Origin of the sequence: Indolivaga capnocytophagoides (assembly GCF_036511535.1) — a bacterium.
In the GTDB taxonomy this organism is placed as follows: domain Bacteria; phylum Bacteroidota; class Bacteroidia; order Bacteroidales; family Dysgonomonadaceae; genus Dysgonomonas_A; species Dysgonomonas_A capnocytophagoides.
On record NZ_AP028867.1, the window covers coordinates 1130661 to 1152420 of the forward strand.

Annotated in this window: 21 protein-coding genes; 15 read left to right on the forward strand and 6 right to left on the reverse strand. The window is 36.7% G+C overall.

Annotated features, from left to right (window positions below; all coding sequences use genetic code 11):
• Positions 1-36: 36 nt before the first annotated feature.
• Positions 37-714, reverse strand: coding sequence for a tRNA (guanosine(37)-N1)-methyltransferase TrmD (trmD, locus tag AABJ51_RS04755; protein ID WP_338374595.1), 678 nt, complete (start codon positions 712-714; stop codon positions 37-39).
• Positions 704-1486, reverse strand: coding sequence for a polyprenol monophosphomannose synthase (locus tag AABJ51_RS04760; protein WP_051290806.1), 783 nt, complete (start codon positions 1484-1486; stop codon positions 704-706). The genes trmD and AABJ51_RS04760 overlap by 11 nt, the downstream gene beginning before the upstream one ends.
• Positions 1487-1664: 178 nt before the next feature.
• On the opposite strand from AABJ51_RS04760, the gene AABJ51_RS04765 reads away from it, so the two are divergent.
• Positions 1665-2234 carry a terminase small subunit-like protein gene (locus AABJ51_RS04765; protein WP_338374596.1) on the forward strand — a complete coding sequence of 190 codons (570 nt, stop codon included), beginning with the start codon at positions 1665-1667 and terminating at the stop codon, positions 2232-2234.
• 158 nt (positions 2235-2392) lie between these two features.
• On the forward strand, positions 2393-5701 hold the full coding sequence (gene mfd, locus AABJ51_RS04770; RefSeq protein WP_434781395.1) for a transcription-repair coupling factor: 3309 nt from the start codon (positions 2393-2395) through the stop codon (positions 5699-5701).
• Between the two features lie 36 nt (positions 5702-5737).
• Here the strand turns inward: mfd and AABJ51_RS04775 are convergent, their stop codons facing one another.
• The 4 genes from AABJ51_RS04775 to porE form a co-directional block, all read right to left on the reverse strand.
• Positions 5738-7018, reverse strand: coding sequence for a M56 family metallopeptidase (locus tag AABJ51_RS04775; RefSeq protein ID WP_338374597.1), 1281 nt, complete (start codon positions 7016-7018; stop codon positions 5738-5740).
• Between the two features lie 59 nt (positions 7019-7077).
• Entirely contained in the window at positions 7078-7443 is a 366-nt protein-coding gene (locus AABJ51_RS04780; RefSeq protein ID WP_026627361.1) for a BlaI/MecI/CopY family transcriptional regulator, read from the reverse strand.
• Between the two features lie 78 nt (positions 7444-7521).
• The gene (gene porD / locus AABJ51_RS04785; RefSeq protein WP_338374598.1) at positions 7522-8436 is read right to left on the reverse strand and encodes a type IX secretion system protein PorD; all 915 of its coding nucleotides are present in this window, start codon (positions 8434-8436) and stop codon (positions 7522-7524) included.
• Between the two features lie 95 nt (positions 8437-8531).
• Complete coding sequence (gene porE / locus AABJ51_RS04790) at positions 8532-10514, reverse strand: PorE family type IX secretion system protein (RefSeq protein ID WP_338374599.1); 1983 nt, start codon at positions 10512-10514, stop codon at positions 8532-8534.
• Positions 10515-10735: 221 nt separating this feature from the next.
• Between porE and AABJ51_RS04795 the strand changes: the two genes are divergently transcribed.
• The 13 genes from AABJ51_RS04795 (at position 10736) to aroB (ending at position 21698) form a co-directional block, all read left to right on the forward strand.
• On the forward strand, positions 10736-11197 hold the full coding sequence (locus AABJ51_RS04795) for a hypothetical protein (RefSeq protein ID WP_338374600.1): 462 nt from the start codon (positions 10736-10738) through the stop codon (positions 11195-11197).
• Between the two features lie 83 nt (positions 11198-11280).
• Positions 11281-11778, forward strand: a complete 498-nt coding sequence (locus AABJ51_RS04800; RefSeq protein WP_338374601.1) for a hypothetical protein — start codon at positions 11281-11283, stop codon at positions 11776-11778.
• A gap of 171 nt (positions 11779-11949) precedes the next feature.
• Entirely contained in the window at positions 11950-13167 is a 1218-nt protein-coding gene (locus tag AABJ51_RS04805) for an HD domain-containing protein (protein ID WP_338374602.1), read from the forward strand.
• 87 nt (positions 13168-13254) lie between these two features.
• Positions 13255-13878, forward strand: coding sequence for a recombination mediator RecR (recR, locus tag AABJ51_RS04810; protein WP_338374603.1), 624 nt, complete (start codon positions 13255-13257; stop codon positions 13876-13878).
• Between the two features lie 3 nt (positions 13879-13881).
• Positions 13882-14310 carry a hypothetical protein gene (locus AABJ51_RS04815; RefSeq protein ID WP_026627368.1) on the forward strand — a complete coding sequence of 143 codons (429 nt, stop codon included), beginning with the start codon at positions 13882-13884 and terminating at the stop codon, positions 14308-14310.
• On the forward strand, positions 14307-14762 hold the full coding sequence (locus tag AABJ51_RS04820; protein WP_026627369.1) for a BT0820 family HAD-type phosphatase: 456 nt from the start codon (positions 14307-14309) through the stop codon (positions 14760-14762). Before AABJ51_RS04815 ends, AABJ51_RS04820 begins: the two co-directional genes overlap by 4 nt.
• A 54-nt stretch (positions 14763-14816) precedes the next feature.
• Complete coding sequence (locus AABJ51_RS04825) at positions 14817-15857, forward strand: glycosyltransferase family 2 protein (RefSeq protein ID WP_338374604.1); 1041 nt, start codon at positions 14817-14819, stop codon at positions 15855-15857.
• The gene (locus AABJ51_RS04830) at positions 15841-16368 is read left to right on the forward strand and encodes a GNAT family N-acetyltransferase (protein WP_338374605.1); all 528 of its coding nucleotides are present in this window, start codon (positions 15841-15843) and stop codon (positions 16366-16368) included. The genes AABJ51_RS04825 and AABJ51_RS04830 overlap by 17 nt, the downstream gene beginning before the upstream one ends.
• Positions 16369-16525: 157 nt before the next feature.
• Entirely contained in the window at positions 16526-17092 is a 567-nt protein-coding gene (locus AABJ51_RS04835; RefSeq protein WP_338374606.1) for an L-threonylcarbamoyladenylate synthase, read from the forward strand.
• Positions 17089-17661, forward strand: a complete 573-nt coding sequence (locus tag AABJ51_RS04840) for a pentapeptide repeat-containing protein (protein ID WP_338374607.1) — start codon at positions 17089-17091, stop codon at positions 17659-17661. Before AABJ51_RS04835 ends, AABJ51_RS04840 begins: the two co-directional genes overlap by 4 nt.
• 188 nt (positions 17662-17849) lie before the next feature.
• The gene (locus AABJ51_RS04845; protein WP_026627373.1) at positions 17850-19640 is read left to right on the forward strand and encodes a chloride channel protein; all 1791 of its coding nucleotides are present in this window, start codon (positions 17850-17852) and stop codon (positions 19638-19640) included.
• A 17-nt stretch (positions 19641-19657) separates the two neighbouring features.
• The gene (gene fmt, locus AABJ51_RS04850) at positions 19658-20629 is read left to right on the forward strand and encodes a methionyl-tRNA formyltransferase (RefSeq protein WP_338374608.1); all 972 of its coding nucleotides are present in this window, start codon (positions 19658-19660) and stop codon (positions 20627-20629) included.
• Between the two features lie 10 nt (positions 20630-20639).
• Positions 20640-21698: a 3-dehydroquinate synthase gene (gene aroB, locus AABJ51_RS04855; RefSeq protein ID WP_026627375.1), complete on the forward strand. Its 1059-nt coding sequence runs from the start codon at positions 20640-20642 to the stop codon at positions 21696-21698.
• Positions 21699-21760: the final 62 nt, after the last annotated feature.

Genomic DNA, 21760 nt, shown 5'->3' on the forward strand with positions numbered 1-21760 from the left:
TCGGGCGCATACAATAGGCCCGAAATAGGGAAAACTTTAATCTTCTAACAGATCGGGACGCAGCCTCTTGGTTCTTTCGATAGACTGCTGAAGTTTCCATTCATCTATTTTTGCCTGATGTCCCGAAAGCAAAATCTCCGGCACTTTCCAGCCCTTGTATTCCGCCGGACGTGTATATACAGGCGGAGCCAGTAAATTATCCTGAAAAGAATCCGACAAGGCAGATTGTTCGTCTCCGATAGCACCGGGTATTAAACGAACCACTGCATCTGAAATAATCGCAGCAGCCAGTTCGCCGCCCGTCAACACATAATCACCTATTGATATTTCTTTTGTGATGAGATGTTCGCGAATACGATAGTCAATGCCTTTATAATGTCCGCAGAGAATGATGATATTTTCGAGAGACGACATTTTATTTGCCATCTTCTGATCGAATGTCTCGCCATCGGGCGAAGTATAAATAATTTCATCATACACCCTTTGGCTTTTGAGGTGAGATATTACATTATCAATGGGCTCTATCTGCATTACCATACCGGCTTCTCCTCCAAACGGATAATCATCTATCCTGTTATGTTTATCATCTGTATAATCTCTTAAATTATGAAGATGTATTTCAGCAAGCCCTTTATCCTGAGCTCTTTTCAGTATAGAGCAATTTATTGCCCCTTCGAGCATCTGCGGTAATACAGTTATAATATCAATTCTCATTAGTGACAATAGTTCGATTTTTACTTCTTACTCCTTTACGGGCTTTTATCTTTCCTAATAATTTACTTATACGAAGTTCAATGACTCCATAAAAAGCTTCACCGAAAATACCGGCATTCATTTTGGATTCACCCAAAACACGATTAACAAATATAATGGAGACTTCTTTTAATTTAAAGCCTAAAGAATAAGCAGTGTACTTCATTTCTATCTGAAAGGCATATCCTTTGAACCTGATCTTATCCAAATCTATAGTTTCCAACACCGTGCGCTTATAGCAGACAAATCCGGCTGTAGCATCATGAACTTTCATTCCTGTAATAAGCTTTACATATTTCGATGCATAAAAAGACATAATAACACGTCCCATAGGCCAGTTAACTACATTAACTCCGGTAGAATACCTGGAACCAACAGCCATATCTGCACCTTCGCTGCCACAACAAGCATCATACAAACGGATCAGATCATTCGGATCGTGCGAAAAGTCGGCATCCATTTCGAATACATATTCATAATTTCGCTCCAATGCCCATTTAAAACCTGCAATATAAGCAGTACCCAGACCTTGTTTGCCTTTCCGTTGAAGCAAAAATAATGAGTCACTGTATTTACCTTGCAACTTCTTTACAACATCAGCTGTTCCATCAGGAGATCCATCATCTATGATAAGAACATGGAAAGCCTTGGGTAGAGAAAATACATATTCGATAATTCTTTCAATATTCTCTATCTCGTTATAAGTTGGTATAATTACTATAGAATCGGACATACAGCAAACTAACTATTTAAAGTTTTTTCAAAATTAATTATTAGAACCCATCTAATAAAGTTATTCTTCAAAAATTAATAGAATTTACGATTATAATGAAGAAATAAAAAATAAAAGACTGTTTTTACACCTGCCTGCTTCCAGCTTTTTTATCTATATAGAAAAACACTTTATTATTATGGCAAAATATACAGAAGAACTAGGGAAGCAAATAGCGGATGCAATAGAACAGGACGAGTACACTTTAGGTGAGATCTGCACGATACACCATATCAGCCGGAAAACATTTTACCAATGGGCTCGAAAATATTCCGATTTTAAAGAAATGATAGATGATGCACGTTCAGGACGTGACGAGCGTTTGGCTCAAAAAGCCCGTCAGATACTCAAACAAAGATTGGAGCATGGCTATACTGTAACCACCACCCGTTATAAATATGCAGTAGACGATTGTGGTGAAATATATCTGACGGGCAAAACTGTAACCATGAAAGAATATTCTGCAGACGAAAAGACACTGAAAATGGCAATGGCTAAAGAAGGAGTAATAGAAGAAAAAGTAGAGAATATGCCGAGACCATGGGAAATTATAGTTCAAAATCAGGAAGCAGCGGATCAGCTTGAATTACTCCGATTCTCCGGTACCGAAGACGAAATGGAAGAAAGACGAAAAGAACTCAAACAGAAGTATGACTCCCAAGAGACGAAGCCTGCTATAGATGCTTATGATCCGGCATTTGAGAAGTAAAATAAGGTTACTGATAGAAAATACATAAGTGGTGTAACTTTTGTTACCTTTTCCATAACAACTTTGAGTTTTAAGAATCTGCTTTTGCTAGTATTTCCTATTATTGCTATCTTTGTACTCTAAAGCTGCATACATTGGAATCATCGAATTTACTTCAGATATTAGACGAGAAGAATAAGTCCCGTATCACTGCCGGAATATTACAAAAGCATAAAACCATTCAAGTAAAAGGTCTCCTTGGATCTTCTTGGGCTATGGTCGCGGCTCTTTGCTTTCAGAAGAACCCGCAGACATACCTGTATATTATGGATGATGCGGAGACTGCCGGATATTTTTATAACGATCTGAATCAGCTACTGAAAAGCAGGCAGGTTTTGTTTTTCCCTTCGGCATATAAGCGGTCGATCAAATTCGGACAGATTGATTCTGCTAATGAAATATTGCGTACGGAAGTATTAAGCCAGCTGCAGTTGGAAAATAATCCGCTGATCATAGTTTCTTATCCGGAAGCTATATCCGAAAAAGTTATATCTAAAAAGGATTTAAAAGAAAATACTTTGCAGATTAAAGTCGGAGAAAAAGTTGATTCAGCTTTTGTTTCTAACGTTTTAGAATCATACGGATTTGAATATACAGAATATGTATATGAGCCGGGGCAATATGCTGTAAGAGGTAGTATATTGGATGTGTTCTCGTACTCGAGTGAATACCCGTACAGAATAGACTTTTTTGGTGATGAAGTAGAAACAATCCGCCTGTTTGATATTGAAAATCAATTATCGAAAGAACAGCTAAAGCAAATACAAGTAATACCTCAAGTATCGAAAAGTAACCATCTGCAGGAATCGATTTTGAATCTCTTACCAGCTGAATCATTTATCGGCTACAGAGACTTTTCGTGGATACAAGGCAGGCTGAATTTTATCTACAGTGATCTTCCCGTATTGGAAAATCCGGAATACGAACAAGATATACATTCATACTTGATAACCGAGTCCGTATTCTCCGAAGAATCGAAAAATCATAAACATCTTATATTTTCTAATTCGAGCACTGTTACTGCTAATGCTACTGTAGAATATCATACGGCTCTGCAACCGATATATCATAAGAATTTTGATTTGGTGAGCAAAAGCTTCGAGGATTTTATAAATCAGGGATATACAATATGTATTCTCAGCGACAGCGTAAAGCAGACCGACCGGTTAAAAACTATATTCGAAGACAGAGGAGAAAAACTTCCCTTTGTGGCTGTACTGAATACGTTACATGAAGGTTTTTCCGACGAAACTGCGAAAATCTGCTGCTTTACCGATCATCAGATATTCGACCGTTTTCACAAATATAATCTCAAGTCGGATAATGCCCGACAAGGTAAGATCGCTCTCAGTTTGAAAGAATTGAACCAACTACAAGTAGGAGACTACATTGTACATAATGACCATGGTGTTGGTAAATTCGGGGGACTTGTCCGTATGGATATGGGAGGTAAGCTGCAAGAACATATCAAACTTACCTATCTCAATGGAGATGCTATATTTGTGCCTATACACTCTATATATAAGATATCTAAGTACAGAGGCAGGGAAGGCGAACCTCCCCGATTAAATAAACTGGGGTCTGGTGCATGGCAGCGGATGAAAGACAATACAAAACGCCGTCTTAAGGATATTGCCCGCGACCTTATTCTGCTATATTCAAAAAGGCGCGAGGAAGTAGGATTCAAATTTTCGCCTGACTCATTTATGCAAACCGAACTCGAAGCCTCCTTTATCTATGAAGATACTCCCGATCAGGTAACTGCAACAGCAGATGTAAAAGGAGATATGGAAAGCGATCTGCCAATGGATCGCTTAATATGCGGAGACGTTGGTTTTGGTAAAACAGAGGTTGCAATACGAGCAGCATTCAAGGCTGTAGCAGATAATAAGCAAGTAGCTGTGCTCGTACCTACAACAGTACTGGCAACGCAGCACTTCCATACATTCAAAGATCGTCTGAAAGAATTTCCTTGCAAGATAGACTATATAAGCAGAGCAAGAAAGCCGGCCGATGTAAAACGCATACTCGGAGAACTGAAAGAAGGCAAAATAAACATACTTATCGGCACACATCGTATTGTGGCTAAAGATGTCCAATTTAATGATCTGGGTTTACTTATAATAGACGAGGAACAGAAGTTCGGAGTTTCGGTTAAAGAGAAGCTGAAGCAAATGAGGCTTAATGTAGATACGCTGACAATGACAGCAACCCCGATTCCACGTACATTACAATTCTCACTGATGGGAGCACGGGATTTGTCAACTATCACCACTCCTCCACCCAACAGATATCCGACACATACCGAGGTACATACTTTCGATGCTGAAATAATCAAGGAAGCCATAAACTTCGAGATGAGCCGCAACGGACAGGTATTCTTTATCAATAACAGGATAAACAATCTGCCCGAGATAGAGAAGGTTATACGCAGACAAGTTCCAGACGCTCGGATTGCAGTTGCTCACGGGCAGATCGATCCTCAGAAACTGGAAGAAATCATTACCGATTTTGTCGATTATGAGTACGATGTCCTTATAGCTACTTCCATTGTAGAATCAGGGATAGATATTCCGAATGCCAATACTATTATTGTAAATAATGCCCAGCAATTTGGGCTCAGCGACCTTCACCAATTGAGAGGACGTGTAGGACGTGGCAATAAAAAAGCATTTTGCTATCTACTTGCTCCCCCACTCGATAACCTAACACCCGAAGCCAAACGCCGTTTACAAGCTATCGAAAACTTCTCCGAACTTGGTAGTGGTATCCATATCGCCATGCAGGATTTGGATATACGCGGAGCAGGAAATTTACTAGGCGCCGAACAGAGCGGATTTATAGCTGATCTCGGATATGAAGCTTATCAAAAAATATTGACAGAGGCTGTAAATGAACTTCGTAATGAAGAATTCGCTGAACTTTATCATGGCAAGAAAGAAGATGGCGAAAAATCCGAAGGAGACAATTTTGTCGAAGATGTAGTTATTGACACTGACCTTGAACTGCTATTTCCTCCACTTTATATACCGAACGACTCGGAACGTATAGCTATTTACAGCGAACTGAATAAACTGGAAAAAGAAACAGATGTAGCCAAGTTTGTCAGTATGCTTGAAGACCGTTTCGGTAAAATTCCACCCGAGGGTCGTGAGCTGATAGGTGTAATAGGTATCAGACGAATCGCTAAAGCATTAAGTATAGAAAAAGTCACCTTGAAAAAAGGACAAATGGCTCTGTATTTAGTATCAAATCCAGAATCGCTCTATTATCAGTCCAAAGCATTCGACAAATTACTTACTTATATCCAGAAATATCCGAGAGAATGCCAACTACGTGAAACCCAAGGTAAGAGATCTATTCTCATCAAACATGTGCCGAATGTTGACAAGGCATACAATATACTGGATGATATATCAAAAGCATAGAGACGAATATGGAATCGTCTCCATGCTTTTCAGAGATTATTCTTTTGGTGTATCTTTTTGCAATTTATACTGAACAGGTAGAGTATAGTATACACTAACGTCTTTTCCATCCTGTTTACCAGGAATCCAATCAGGCATAGCTTCGACTACAGCTATAGCAGCTGCATCGCATTCCGCATCCAAAGATCGAAGTACACGAATATCAGAAACTTTGCCTAATTCTGAGATAGTAAATCGAATGACCACTCTCCCTTCAATCTTATTTTTAGCTGCACTTTCGGGATATTTAAGATTATCTCTTATGAATTTCATTAAAGCAGCTTCACCTCCCTGAAATCGGGGCATTACATCTACTGATCTGTACACGCTATCCTTATCTGAATCTCCCTCTTTAGGAACAGATTTGTCACTCGTAATATTATTCGCTACAATTGCTTCCATTGACATATTATCAGCCATCAAGTTTGTGGCAATAAGAAAAACGACAATAGGCAATATCAGAACATACTTTATAGATAAAAACTTGGAGGTTTCTTGTTTATTAATCATAATAATACGTTTTTTTAATTGTGAAACATTAAAATCATTAATTATATAGATGCTAGCATTATTCTGAGCAGTTTTCAGTAAAAGATATTGATACTTCGTTGCGTCAATTCCATCACTAAGGACATCTTTATCGGCTAGATATTCGAGATTCACTTTGATTTCCCGTCTTAATAACCAGACTATAGGATTCCACCAAAACACAATGCAAAACAACTCAGCCAGCATCACATCAAAAGAGTGCTTTTGTCTGGCATGCGCTTTTTCGTGTTTAATCATTAACTCGCTGCCGGTCTCTGCTTTTCCGTCTGTTGAAATAAATATCAAATTAAAAAACGAAAAGGGCGTTATATTTTCTTCTACATAGATAAAAATAAAAGAACCTTCTCTTTTTAATTTACTTTTTCGGATCAGAATCAAAACACTAAATAATTGGACTAGAAATTTCAGAGAAAAGAAAATAGCCCCTATGATCAGAATAGTCAATATGATTAATTGATAGTTAAAGGCCTGTCCTTTCTCCAAATTCGGATTTATCGGATTAATTTCTATCTGAGAAAGATTCACTTGATAAATAAGACTATCTGAGTCCTTTGCTACAAGATTAAATCTTATAAAAGGAAATATTGCAGAAAACAAGAGAATAAATATTAACGATATCCTTCGCAAACCATTCAATGTGTCATGACGAAGAAAACAAAAATACAGTATTGATAGTACTCCCATCGATAAGGATGCTTTCAACATATAATTGAAGTAAACGCTTTCCATATTATTGTTAGTTTAAGTTGTTTTTTCACATAGATAAAAAAACTAAAGAGTTCATTCTGTCATTTATCTTTTCCTTTTTTAATTATTTTCATAATCTCCTCCAAATCAGAAGCTGAGATCTTTTCATCTTTGGCAAAAAACGAAACTAATTCTTTATATGAATTTGCAAAATAATTTTTCACGACTCCCGACATAAAAGTCTTTTTATATTCATCTTCCTTTATTTTAGGAGAATACACATATACATTTCCATATTTTTTAGAATTCAAATACCCTTTTTGCTCCAGATTTCGAACAATTGAAGCAATTGTTGTATAAGGAGGTTTTGGATCATCCATTTCATTAAGAATATCTTTTACTACACATTCTTTCAATAACCAAACATGCAGCATTACTGCTTCTTCCTGTATTGTCAACTTCTCCATAAAAATACTTTCATTTAGTAAAACTACTATTTTTTCGTAAATATATCAATAATAATCTCTTTAACAAGCATTACATGCTTATTTTTTTAGTTTTCCGAGTAAATATTTTCTGGTAGGATAAATAGAAGTCAGAATTTTATAAGCTTCGTCTTTTTCTTCCGAATTAGCCTCGGTGTAAATGTCAAGCATTTCTGTAAATTTTGTATCACTCCAAAAAGACAATAAAACAGACGAAGGACGGGCTTGGTAAATGGATTGCAGATCAGAAACAGACTTAACTACACCAATACGTCCACGTACCGGATTATCTGCCATTTCATCTAAACCTTTGCGATGATAATTATACCATAAGGAATGAAAAGCCGAAGAACTTTCCTCGGTCAACGCTAAAGCTAAGGCATATCTATTCCGGTCACTGCCGAATGTAGCCCATCCGATAGAACTGAGAGACTGTGATGAATGAGCAATAGACATTGCTTTTTCGAAATAAGGTTTCCCTCCGTTCTGACTATATGAATCAAAGTCGAAGCCAAGTATTATATATGTATAAAAGGCAACCGTCGCAACCAAATTATTGGTCAGATTATTTTCGGAGAATTCAAGACTTTCTCCTCTTATATATGAAAATTCCAGCTCGGTATCTCTAAAGTTAAACATCGGAGTAATGTATGTAGAATTGTACACAGGACGGGAGCTCGAAATCTGTATCTCACCTTTATATACATTATCATCCGAATTAAACTGCTTAAGAGTAATTAATATTGTCCCTTGAATCAATTCATTAGTGTTAAATTTCGTATCAGTCCATTTACGCGCATTAACTAACTGAATCAAAGCGTCCTGCAACTGATCAAATACACTTTTGTCTGTTGTTTGTATCTGATCGCTGTTTATTGTAAGTTTTATATTTAACTCCTGCGCCGAAAGAGAATATACAGATATAAACAAAACAATCAATATCCAATATGCTTTCAACATTTTACATCTTTGCATAATATTAAGTAAATGAAAGTATTTAATGACACATTTTCAATTCATAACAGATTCATGTTATTACACTTACCAAAGCAACAAACAGGTCTGTGATCTTAATGCAACTTATAGGTAGTGGATAATACTTTAAATTCTGTTCTCCTATTTATCTGATCAGCAATTTCCTGCTGTTCGGATGGTAATCCCAGAATAAATTGTTCAGTCAAAATATCCCCTTCTTTCAGAAAATCGTACTTCTTGACAATCCCCCTTGTCACAACTTTGGGTTTAGTTTTTCCATATCCAGCCACAGTCAACCGTTCTTTATCAATACGATGTGCGATCAGGTAATCAACAACCGATTGCGCCCGATTGTGCGAGAGACGTTGATTATATGCATCTGATCCCTTACGATCTGTATGGGCTGATAACTCAATCGTAACATTTGGATTTAACTCAAGTAAAGCAATCAGGTCGTCCAGTTCCTTTTTAGATTCATCCCTGAGGGCAGCTTTATCAAAGTCATAAAATATATTCTCCAAAACCGCCGGTTTATTAATCGAATACAACACAAAATCGACATAATAGAGCGAATCCTTTTCTTCGTTTACTGTTCTCAAATCCATCTTTGCATTCAAATATCCATCGGCGCTGGCCAGTAATACGTAATTAACACCCCTGTTGACCTGAAAACGATAAGTACCATTTGGTTTTCCGTTAAATTTCTCATTAGTTCCGTCATTTCCCACAACCCTGATGGTTGCATTCGGGATAAATTCATCATCTTTATCTACAATATATCCCTCTAACGAAACCTTGACCACCGGATATTCAAAAGAGTAAATATGATCGGCACCTCTGGCCTCTCCCCGATTGGAACTAAAAAAACCGGATTCCGTATCTTTATAAAATGTCACTCCAAAATCATCTCCTTGCGAATTTATAGGAACTCCCATATTTTCGACAGCCCATCGTTTCGCTCTTTTATCAAAGTTTGCCTTAAATATATCCAAACCTCCTAACCCGGGATGTCCATCTGATGAAAAATACAGAGTAGAATCATTTCGCACATAAGGAAACATCTCGTCTCCTGCTGTATTAATATCAGGGCCTAGATTTTCGATATAACTAACGTCTTCACCAAACATAGATGCCCGCCAAATATCCTTACCTCCATATCCGCCGGGCATATCCGAGACAAAGAACAACGAATAACCATCGGGACTCAATGCCGGATGAGCATACATATATGATGAATCCGAAGGAAAGACGAGCCTATCCCCCTTTCCCCATGAACCGTCTGCCCTTCTCGATTTATAAATTGCAGCATTCGACGAGAATTCTGATCCGTCATCACTGAATGTATAATACATCATATTACCACTAGCCGAAAAAGTAGGAGTTCCTTCATCCTTCTCTGTATTCACTGCTCCGGCAGTTTCAGGCTTCATCCATTTGCCTGTTTCATCTTTACGAGTTACAAATATATCATTATTGTACCCTCCGGTTATCGCACTTTTTACTTCTCCCTGTACATCATCCCTGTTTGTGGTGATATACATAACATCGTATTCGGGAGGTAAAAGCATGGGGGAAAATTCACTTCTACGTGAGTTAAAGATATCCATTTTCCGAACTATATATTTCGTTGGATTATCCTTTATCCCGGCCGCTGACGTCGCACCATCTAGACCATTAAGGGCAAACTGATTCTGAGGATAAGATTCGAGGAATATTTTATATTGATCCACAGCCTGTTTATAACTCCCTGCTTTGTGCAATGTTCGTGCATATTGAAGCCGTATCAAAGTATCAGCTTGATTATATCTCAAAGCATTTACATATGCAGCATTTGCCGATACTACATTATTAGACAAACGATAACTTTCGGCTAACCTGAAAGCAACCGTACCTCGAAGATCTTTATTTTTGGGCGGTATTTTACGATAAATCTTGCGATACATATTTGCCGCTTCGAAATACTCCCCATTCTTGAATCGTCGGTCTGCATCACTAAGCTTAACCTGTTTACATGAAAAGGAGAATATACCGACAACGGTCAATAAAAATATAGATGAGTAAATTTTAAATTTCGACATTGATTCCATTTAAGACCTTCGGCCGATTTATTACTATATAGTAATCCATACCCCTCAAGCGCAGACTAATGTTATCCGGCACTTTCTTTTTTACATAAAACACAAAGGTAAAAATATAAGTTAAACAGAACATCCGATTTATAATTTTTCAATACCCGATATTCATTAACAGTTTTTAAAATTCACATTATTATTTATCTTTGTAGAAAATAGAATTGAACATGAACAAACATTTCTTTGGATGCATACTCGCAGCAGTATGCTTGGTTGCATCTTGCAAACCAAAGGAGCAAAACAATTTTGCGGAAGTTATAAAAATTGTAGACGAAACTGAGGTTATAGTCAATACTTATGACAGTACTGTTTCGATTGCTCTGATAAATAAAAAGATAGATTTCATTAATGTACTAGCAAAAGGAGCTACAGACTCGACAAATCTAAAATTAAACGATCTTAAAAATCTTAAGATCTACCCACCTAATGAAGAATTAAGATCAAGCTCGATTAATTATATAAAATCCCTTCAAAAACTCATCAGTGCAGAAAGCCAATATGCCCTGATAACAGATACAACAGACATATCTGCGGCAAAACAAATGGATGCGAACGTATTGAAGGAAATAAACGCCATAGAGCAAATGCGTTACAAATACAGGCTGGCTATCAAAGAATCATCAAAATAAAAACATAAGCATAACTATAACCCGTTATTATTTAGATATTTATTATTATTTATTACTACAAAGTATTCAAAAACAACACCAAAATGAAAAAAAATGTATTATTCTTATTATGCCTGTTAACAATTATAATTTCTTTATCTTCTTGTGGGGGGATAGATCCTGTCAAATACAACGACAACTTAGTAAGTTACTCCGACATAGCAGGTGACCGGATTATGGGTCTCAATGACAAAATCGATGGCATAGAAGATCTAGAGAATTACACCGACAGCATTAAAGTTCTAGGAGAAAACACTATAGATAGCTTGAAATCCGATTTAAATAAAATTTCGCTGATGGAACCTGCAAAAGGCAGCGAAGATTTTAAGGCTGCAACAATAGCATATATGGAATCTCTGATCAGTTATACAAAAACTCTGACCGAAGAATATTCAAAAGTTAGTGAAGAAACCTCTGATGAAGATTACAATAATATAGATAAACTTATCGACGAAAGTTTCGATACCAGTATGAAAAAATTAGAGGCAATGCAGGCTGCTCAGAAATCATTTGCAAAGGCTAACAATTTTATATTGAAATAAAACTCATTAGACACATTCATTTATTTAATATAAGTATCTTTGAACACAGATCGGCACTCCGGTCTGTGTTTTTGTCAACTTATAGAAAAAGCTTAACAACATATTGCAGAGAATATATTGTTATACGGGCTAATCAATAAACAATTACTAAAATTTTAATTTAATTGCTTTGTGTCAAAAAACAAACATGTAATAAATGATCCTGTATTTGGATTTATCACTATACCTAATGATTTTATAAACCAGATCATCAAACATCCTTTTGTACAACGTCTGAATCGTATAAAGCAATTAGGTATGGCTTCATTCGCATATCCGGGTGCACAGCATACCCGATTTCATCACACTCTGGGGGCAATGCATTTGATGCAGCAGGTTATAACCAACCTAAAAACAAAAGGTAATAACATATCAGACGACGAAACAAACGGTGCTCTTGCCTGTATACTTCTACACGATGTGGGTCACGGTCCTTTTTCGCATGTACTCGAACATACTATAGTTGAAGGTATACATCACGAAGAAATATCATTGAAGATAATGGAACGCCTCAACAATGAATTAGGCGGAAAATTAGATATATGCATAAGTATATTCAAGAACGAGTATCACAAACGATTTTTGCATGAACTTGTCAGCGGACAACTAGATGTAGATAGGCTGGATTATCTTCGCCGCGATTGTTTTTTCACGGGAGTAAATGAAGGAAATATAGGTTCGGAACGTATTATCCAGATACTTGATGTCAGAAATAACAAATTGGTTGTTGAAGCGAAAGGTATTTATTCTATCGAAAACTTCCTGCTATCACGCAGGTTGATGTACTGGCAGGTATATCATCACAAGACTGCAATATCTGCAGAAATAACGCTTATCAATGCTCTAAAACGAGCAAAAGAATTAGTTAATAAAGGTGTTGAATTATTTACACCACCTGCGCTTAAATTTTTTCTGAAGAACAATGTTACTCGTGAAAATTTCAATGGAGAAGCTGTTGACCTATTCATACGATTAGACGATTCTGATATTTGGTGTGCTCTTAAAGAATGGACAAATTCGGATGACATGATATTGTCAACATTAAGCAATGCATTTGTAAACCGCAATTTATTCAAAATAGAGATACACACAGAACCAATAAATGATACACTTGTTGATAAGTATATATCCCGATATACTGAGAAATGGAATTTAAGCAACCATGAAGCAAAGTATTTTTTTGCAAAAAGAACTGTTTCAACAGATGTATATAACGAAAACGGCAATAGTATAGATATACTCTTCAATGACGACAGGATAGAAGATATTGCAACCATATCAGATCTGCTGAATGTTCAGTTATTGTCTAAAAAAGCCGAAAAGTATTACTTTGCCTATTTGGATATATAAAAAAGATTTGAGGTCTTTCTCTTACCAACTTAAATATTTAATCCAAAATAAATTACATAACAAAAAGAAACAATATATTTATCATTCATGATACAAAAATACCCTTCGGTTCTTTTAGAAAGTGCCGTAAATGAATTTGCCAAATTACCGGGAGTCGGACGAAAAACCGCACTTCGTCTGGTTTTACATATGCTACGTCAGGATGAAAAAAATGTAGAAGCGTTTTCTTCTTCCATATTAACTCTGAAAAGAGATGTCAAGTATTGTAAATCGTGCTATAACATATCCGACGAAGACATTTGTCCTATATGTGCTAATCCGGGGAGAGATAAATCGACCGTATGTGTGGTAGAAAACATAAAAGAAGTGATGGCGATTGAGAACACCTCACAATTCAGAGGATTATACCATGTTCTGGGTGGGATTATATCTCCTATTGACGGAATAGGACCTAACGACCTTCAAATAGATACTTTGGTCGAACGGGTAGCACAAGGCGGCATCAATGAAATCATCCTGGCACTAAGTACCACGATGGAAGGAGATACCACCAACTTCTACATTTATAAGAAGCTGGCACCTTATAATGTCAAAATATCAATGATCGCCCGAGGTATTTCAATCGGGGATGAAATCGAATACGCCGATGAAGTAACTTTAGGCAGATCTATCATAAACAGAACTCTATTTAATGAATCCTTTAACCTGTAACCCATGCTTGATAAAACATACAGAAATTTAAGGCTCTCGTATTTTTTAAGTATCGCAGTTATTCTTATCGCTTTCGTTTTTGATGTACTATATACAACGAAGTACATAGTTCCTTCCGAATCTGTGATATTAGAGCGTTGGGCTATAATCATTACATTAGGCGGAATTTACGGAATACTGAAAATGCTGCACCCGAAGTTAAAAAAAGAAGACAAACCAACTACCGAAATTGCTCTAAAAAAATATGTTACAAAATATTACACCAGACACGCAGCTTTAGTTGTACTTTGTGTATTTAATATGTCATGCCTGATTATTACGGGTTTGAAAAATTTTACGTTTTTGACTATCATTACTATATTTGCATTCTTCTTATGTATACCGAATAAAAAGCATTTAGAAGAAGAAACTAAAATTATAGACGAAGTATGATTATAGCTGTAGACTTTGATGGAACAATCGTAGAACATGAATACCCTAAAATAGGACGTCCTATACCATTTGCTATAGATACATTATTAAGCCTGCAAAAAGACGGACATATTTTAATTCTTTGGACAGTACGCGATGGGGACTTATTACAAGAAGCCATTGATTATTGTTCCAAAAGAGGGCTGACATTTTATGCCGCCAACAAAAACTATCCGGAAGAAGATCCGGCAAAAGCATCCAGAAAACTGACTGCCGATTTGTTCATTGACGATCGCAATGTTGGAGGGCTTCCCGACTGGGGTGTGATCTATAATGCGGTAAGAGCTGCCGAAAAAGGTGAATATTCTTTCGAAAAAATAATGATGTCCGCCGGAGAGAATATGCAAAGATCAAGACGCAAAAAGAATTTCTTTATCCGTCTGGGTGAAATGTTTGAAAGGGACGGATACTAAGGTTCTGGCTTCTTTAAATTAGCTGCAGTATCAGTAAGACCTGATATTTCAAAGATGAAACTATCCATAATTATAGTCAATTATAATGTTAAGTATTTTTTGGAGCAATGCTTGAATTCGATTTTTGCGTCCATTACTGATTTTGACTATGAAATCATTATAGTTGATAATAATTCTTCCGATCACTCAATACCCTATCTTCAATCACGGTTCAGCCAAACTAATCTCCACTACATTATCAATGACAATAATCCGGGATTTTCAAAAGCTAACAATCAGGCAATCAGACAAGCTAAAGGAGAATATCTGTTAATACTCAATCCTGATACTGTATTAGGTGAACATGTTTTACTAAATGTGATTGGTTTTCTCGATCAGAATCCTCAAGCCGGAGCGGTAGGAGTAAAAATGATTAACGGATACGGACAGTTTCTTGCAGAATCAAAAAGAAGCGTCCCCTCCCCTTGGGTCTCCTTCTGCAGATTATCGGGATTACAGGCGGTGTTCCCAAAGTCACGGATATTCGGTAAGTACAACCTGCTTTATCTAAACAAAGACTCAATAAATGAGGTTCCCATCTTAGCAGGGGCTTTTATGATGATCCGTCATTATGCCATCAATCAAACAGGAGCTTTTGATGAAGATTTTTTTATGTATGGCGAAGATATAGATCTCTCATTCCGTATAGAACAGGCCGGATATAAAAACTATTATCTTCCAGAAAAAATTATTCATTACAAAGGTGAAAGCACTGATAAAAACAACCTCAAATACATAAAAGCATTCTATGAGGCTATGCTTATATTTTATAAAAAGCATTACACTGATTCTAACAGACCTTTATACTCATTGATTTGTGCTTCAGTTAAATTAAAACTATATTTTTCCGGCAAGAAAAAAATACTTGGTAAACATATGCCTGAAAAGAAGACATATACTTTCGATTCGTCACAAATGTCATTCGAAAATATTATTGAAGAAATGGAGAAGAACAGTTCCGAAAACACTCGGTTTTTAATATATTCGCCCCGGACAGATATTACAATAGGTACAAAAACAATAATACATTCTTCAAATAATGTATCTCGAAAATGACGATATAAAATTACGTGCATTAGAGCCCGAAGACCTCGAAGTCTTGTATAAATGGGAAAATGACACACAGCTATGGATACATGGCAACACTTTGTCGCCTTATTCTAAATTAGCTCTCAGAGAGTATATTGCCGATACTCAACAAACCGATATTTATCAGGCAAAACAATTACGGCTGATGATCGAACTAAAATCAGATGGTACTGTTATAGGTACAGTTGATATTTATGATTTTGATTTTCATCATGCCAAAGCCGGTATCGGTATACTTGTTGACAATGCTTACAGGCAATGTAATTATGCAACAATAGCTCTTGAATTAGTACATGAGTATATTTTTAATTTTTTACGTATTAATCAACTTTATGCCTATATAGCCTCGGACAACAAGAATAGCCAGAAACTATTCGAAAAGTCAGGGTATAAACAGTCCGGATTTCTGAAGCAATGGATATACTGTTCGGAACAATACAAAGATGTATATATATATCAGCTGGTAAATAATCACTGAAGAATCTCAACAATAAATTTATCTATAAAAGAGATAAGCAAAGAATGTGATATCAAGAAAAAGGCTATAACCTGAAAAAGACATATGCCTGTTACTTTTGTTACCTTTTACATTAAACATCTGAATAAGAAGAAAAAAAGTAATATATTTATAATAAATGAAAGAAGATATACAAAAAGCCATGGAGGTAATGGCTGCGGGAGGTATCATACTCTATCCTACTGATACTATATGGGGCATTGGTTGCGATGCGACAAACGAAGAAGCCGTACGCAAAATATACGAATTGAAAAAGAGGTCGGATAGCAAAGCTCTTATTGTATTGACGGACAATCCCGTAAAATTGGAATATTATCTGTCTGATGTACCGTCATTGGCTTATGACCTTATAGATGCATCTGAGGATAAACCGCTTACAATCATTTATGACAATGCTAGAAATCTCGCACCTAACCTGATAGCTGAAGATGGAAGTATAGCAATACGAATCACAAGTGAGAAGTTCTCACAGGAATTATGCCGGCGTTTTCGTAAAGCAATAGTTTCCACATCAGCAAATCTAAGTGAAGAACCATCTCCGTCTAATTTTACGGAAGTATCGGAAACAATAAAAAACGGGGTGGATTATATCGTTAATTACCGTCAGCGAGATACTTTCAAAGCTAAGGCTTCAAGCATACTTAAATTGAGCAACAACGGAGAAATCAAAATCATCAGAGAGTGAGTACATTATTATTTGAAAATCAAAAGATCACATCATCCGAATTCCCTGACAACCTCGCATCAGGTACAGACTTTATAGATTGTACGATTGAAAAATGTAATCTCTTCGAACGGGATCTAACTTCCGTTAATTTCACCAACAGCACCTTTGCGAATTGTGATCTTTCGATGAGCAAATTATCGAATACCCAATTAAACAATGTGATTTTCAAAGATTGTAAAATGATGGGGGTAGATTTCAGCAAATGTATAGGATTTCTTTTCGAAGTGCATTTCTATAACTGTATCTTGGATTTCTGCTCTTTCGAACACCTGAAAATGCAGGGTACTACATTCAAAGATTCATCCATGAAAGGGGTCGATCTGACAGGAAGTAATCTTCAAAAATCATTTTTCCTGAATACAGATTTGTTTGATGCCCGTTTTTCCCATACCAATCTGAAAGAATGTGATCTTAGTCTGGCTTATAATTTTACGATAAGCCCGACTCAGAATAATATAAAGAAAGCAATCTTCTCGGAAAACAATATCAGCGGATTATTAAACGAATTCGGGATCAAAATAATCTGACGCTTATATGAAGATACATGGGATAAGCAACAACAAGTATTTAATGATATATTTTTAATTTATAACCGACTTTGGCTGTTATACTTACCAAAGTAATAAACAGGACTGAGACCTTAGGTACAATTTGACATTCAAAATATTTCCATATTCTTATTGTAAATTGTAAATTTGAGGTTCAATTAATAAATATGGAACAAAATAGTAGTTTATCCAGGTTTTTAGCATGGAAGAACAGACATATACGGGAACAACATTTTTTGGTTTTCGTAAGTTTTCTGGTCGGTATTTTAACGGCATTGGCTGCGCTTATTCTAAAAACACTGATTCATTTCATTCAGCACTTACTTACTGATAACTTCAGCATTGCAAATGTTAATTACATGTATTTGATATATCCTATAGTAGGTATTCTTATAGCAGGATTATTTGTCAGATATATAGTGAGGGATGATATCGGTCATGGGGTAACTAAAATTCTTTATGCAATCTCTCAGCGTAAGAGCTATATCCGTGCTCATAACATGTACACATCTATTATAGCCAGTTCCATAACCATCGGATTCGGAGGGTCGGTCGGAGCCGAAGCTCCTATTGTCCTTACAGGATCAGCTATAGGATCTAATCTCGGACGCTTTTTCAGAATAGAACAACGCTACCTCATGCTACTGATCGGATGCGGAGCCGCAGGTGCCATCGCAGGTATTTTCAAAGCCCCTATCGCAGGATTGGTCTTCGTTGTCGAAGTATTGATGCTAGATCTCACAATGACAACTATATTGCCATTGCTTGTAACATCGGTTACTGCCGCAACATTTACGTATGTGGTATCGGGTACCGGAGCCATGTTTCAGTTTGCACATGCCGAACCTTTTCTACTAGAGCGAATACCATATGTTATTGCATTAGGTATATTCTGCGGATTAGTCGCACTATATTTCACACGGGCTATGGACGCTACCGAAAATGTATTCCGCAAACTCAACTATTGGCAAAAGTTTGCAGTTGGAGCAAGTATTCTCAGTATTCTGATATTTCTGTTCCCCCCATTATATGGAGAAGGATACAATACAATCAACCTACTATTGAGAGGGATAAATGGCTCGGAAGCCATTATGGATGGAAGTTTATTCTATACGCTGAAAGGATCTAACTGGGGTATAATCGGGCTTTTAGGCTCTTTACTCATATTCAAAGTATTTGCATCGAGTGCGACTAACGGAGCAGGTGGTACGGGTGGTATATTTGCCCCATCATTATTCTTGGGTTGTATTGCCGGTTTTGCATTTGCTTACGTCATAAACGGATCACATCTATCGCCATTCCTTCCTCACGAAAATTTTGCGTTAATGGGTATGGCAGGAGTAATGGCAGGGGTAATGCATGCCCCTTTGACAGGGACATTCCTAATAGCCGAACTCACCGGAGGATATGAGCTACTGCTTCCGTTATTGATAGTATCAACAATCTCATTTGCCACTATAAAACTATTCGAGCCTCACAGTATATATGCAATGCGTCTCGCAAAAAAAGGAGAATTGATAACTCACCATAAAGACAAAGCGGTACTAACACTCATGAATCTAAAATCTCTATTGGAAGAAAGTTTTCAGGTTGTAAAACCAGAAATGAGTTTGGGAGACATGGTTAAAGTAATAACGCAATCGTCACGAAACGTTTTCCCTGTTGTCGATGACAATGGTAAACTTATGGGTGTGGTACTTATTGATAATATCAGAAATATCATGTTCCGTCCCGAACTATACGAACGCTTCAAGGTAACCCGTTTTATGGTATCACCTCCGGGGGTGATAAACGTGAATATGCAAATGGAAAAAATCATGCGGTTATTTGATCAGACAAAAGCATGGAATTTACCGGTTGTGGATGAAGACGGTAAATACCTCGGGTTCGTTTCAAAATCAAGTATTCTTAATAATTATAGAAAAGTTCTGGTTGACAATTTCTCAGAAATGGACTAAATCAGCACGAATAACTTATGAATAAAAAAGATCTAAGAATAGTATTTATGGGGACTCCTGAGTTTGCAGTAGAAAGTCTTCGTGTACTTGTAGAAAACAATTATAATGTAGTCGGAGTAATAACAATGCCCGATAAACCTGCGGGAAGAGGTCATAAGATCCAACACTCGGCAGTTAAAAGCTACGCTTTAACACAAAACTTACCCTTATTGCAGCCCGAAAAACTAAAAGATGAAGATTTTCACAAAAAACTAAAAGGATGGAAAGCCGATCTTCAGATAGTAGTAGCATTTCGCATGTTGCCCGAAGTAGTATGGAATATGCCACGGTTAGGCACATTCAATTTACATGCCTCTCTATTACCTCAATACAGGGGAGCTGCGCCTATCAACTGGGCAATAATGAATGGAGACAAAGAAACCGGAGCTACGACTTTCTTTCTGACTCACGAAATAGATACAGGAAAAATCATACTTCAAGAAAAATTACCAATCGGCGATTCGGACAATGTAGGAAAAATACATGATGAACTTATGGTTATGGGAGCTCAGTTAGTTAAAAGAACAGTAGACCTTCTGCTTGAAGGAAAAACAGAAGCCATTCCTCAAGATCAATTTTTCAAAAACGAAGAAGAACTGAAACCTGCACCCAAAATATTCAAGGAAACCTGTCGTATCGATTGGAATCAGTCTGTAGAAAAGATATATAACCATATAAGAGGACTATCTCCTCACCCCGTAGCATGGACCGAATTAAAAGTTCAGGGACAAAACGCAGTTCCTGTAAAAATATACTCTGCTACAATGGAAAAATGTAAGCACGAACAATCAGAAGGAAATATCGAAACCGACAATAAGACTTATATAAAGGTAAGTTGCAAAGATGGTTTTATCAATATAACCAATCTTCAATTGCCCGGAAAAAAAGCTCTTAACACAGAAGAACTTTTACGAGGATACAAATTCCCTGAAAATAGTATTCTACAATAATATCGACTCTATGCAAAAAGTACTCAAATCGTCTGATCTAAAAGCAGATTTAAAGAATATTCTCACTCAGATAGCCCATGATAAGCTATTTGTTTTAACGGATACTAATTCAGATGTATTATGTTATCCTCTAATCTCTGAAATCGAAGAAATAAAGAAGGCCGGAAAAATCATCATAAAAGCCGGAGATAATAATAAGAATCTCGAAAGCCTGGCATGTATCTGGAGTTACCTTTCTCAAAACGGAGCGACCCGACACTCTTTACTTATCAGTTTAGGAGGAGGTATGGTTACCGACATCGGAGGATTTGCCGCAGCCAGTTTTAAACGGGGAATAAAAAGCATTAATATACCGACAACCTTACTTGGAGCTGTAGATGCTGCTGTAGGGGGAAAAACCGGAATTAATTTCAATGGTTTAAAAAATGAAATAGGTGCATTCGCTCCCGCTGAAACAGTACTGATTGATTCTGAATTTTTCAAGACACTAGACCATCCTAATTTTCTCTCAGGATATGCTGAGATGATCAAACACGGACTAATATCTAATGAACAGGTATGGTTAAACCTACTTTCTTTCGATACGCATCAGATCAATTACGATATACTGAAAGAATTGGTCGTAGAATCAGTAGCTGTTAAAGAAAAGATTGTAGAGCAAGATCCTTTTGAGAAAAATATCCGTAAAGCTCTTAATCTCGGACATACCATCGGACATGCATTTGAAAGCTTATCCTACACTATTAATAAGCCGGTTCAACATGGATATGCTGTAGCATGGGGAACTATTTGTGAATTATATCTCTCATATAAAAAATGTGGATTCCCTAAAGATAAATTATGGCAAACATTGGTATTCATCCGTGAAAACTATGGCTTGTTTCCGTTTTCATGTGACGATTATGAAACCTTATATGAACTAATGAAACATGATAAAAAAAATGAATCAGCAGAACGTATAAACTTTACCTTACTGGAAGGTATCGGTAAACTTGCACTCAACCAAACAGCAACTAAAGATGAAATCTTTGAATCAATCGATTTCCTGCGGGAATCTCTAGGTGAATAAGATTGTAGATTTACTATTTAAAGACTAAAAAAAGAACGGCTTTCCATGATGGAAAGCCGTTC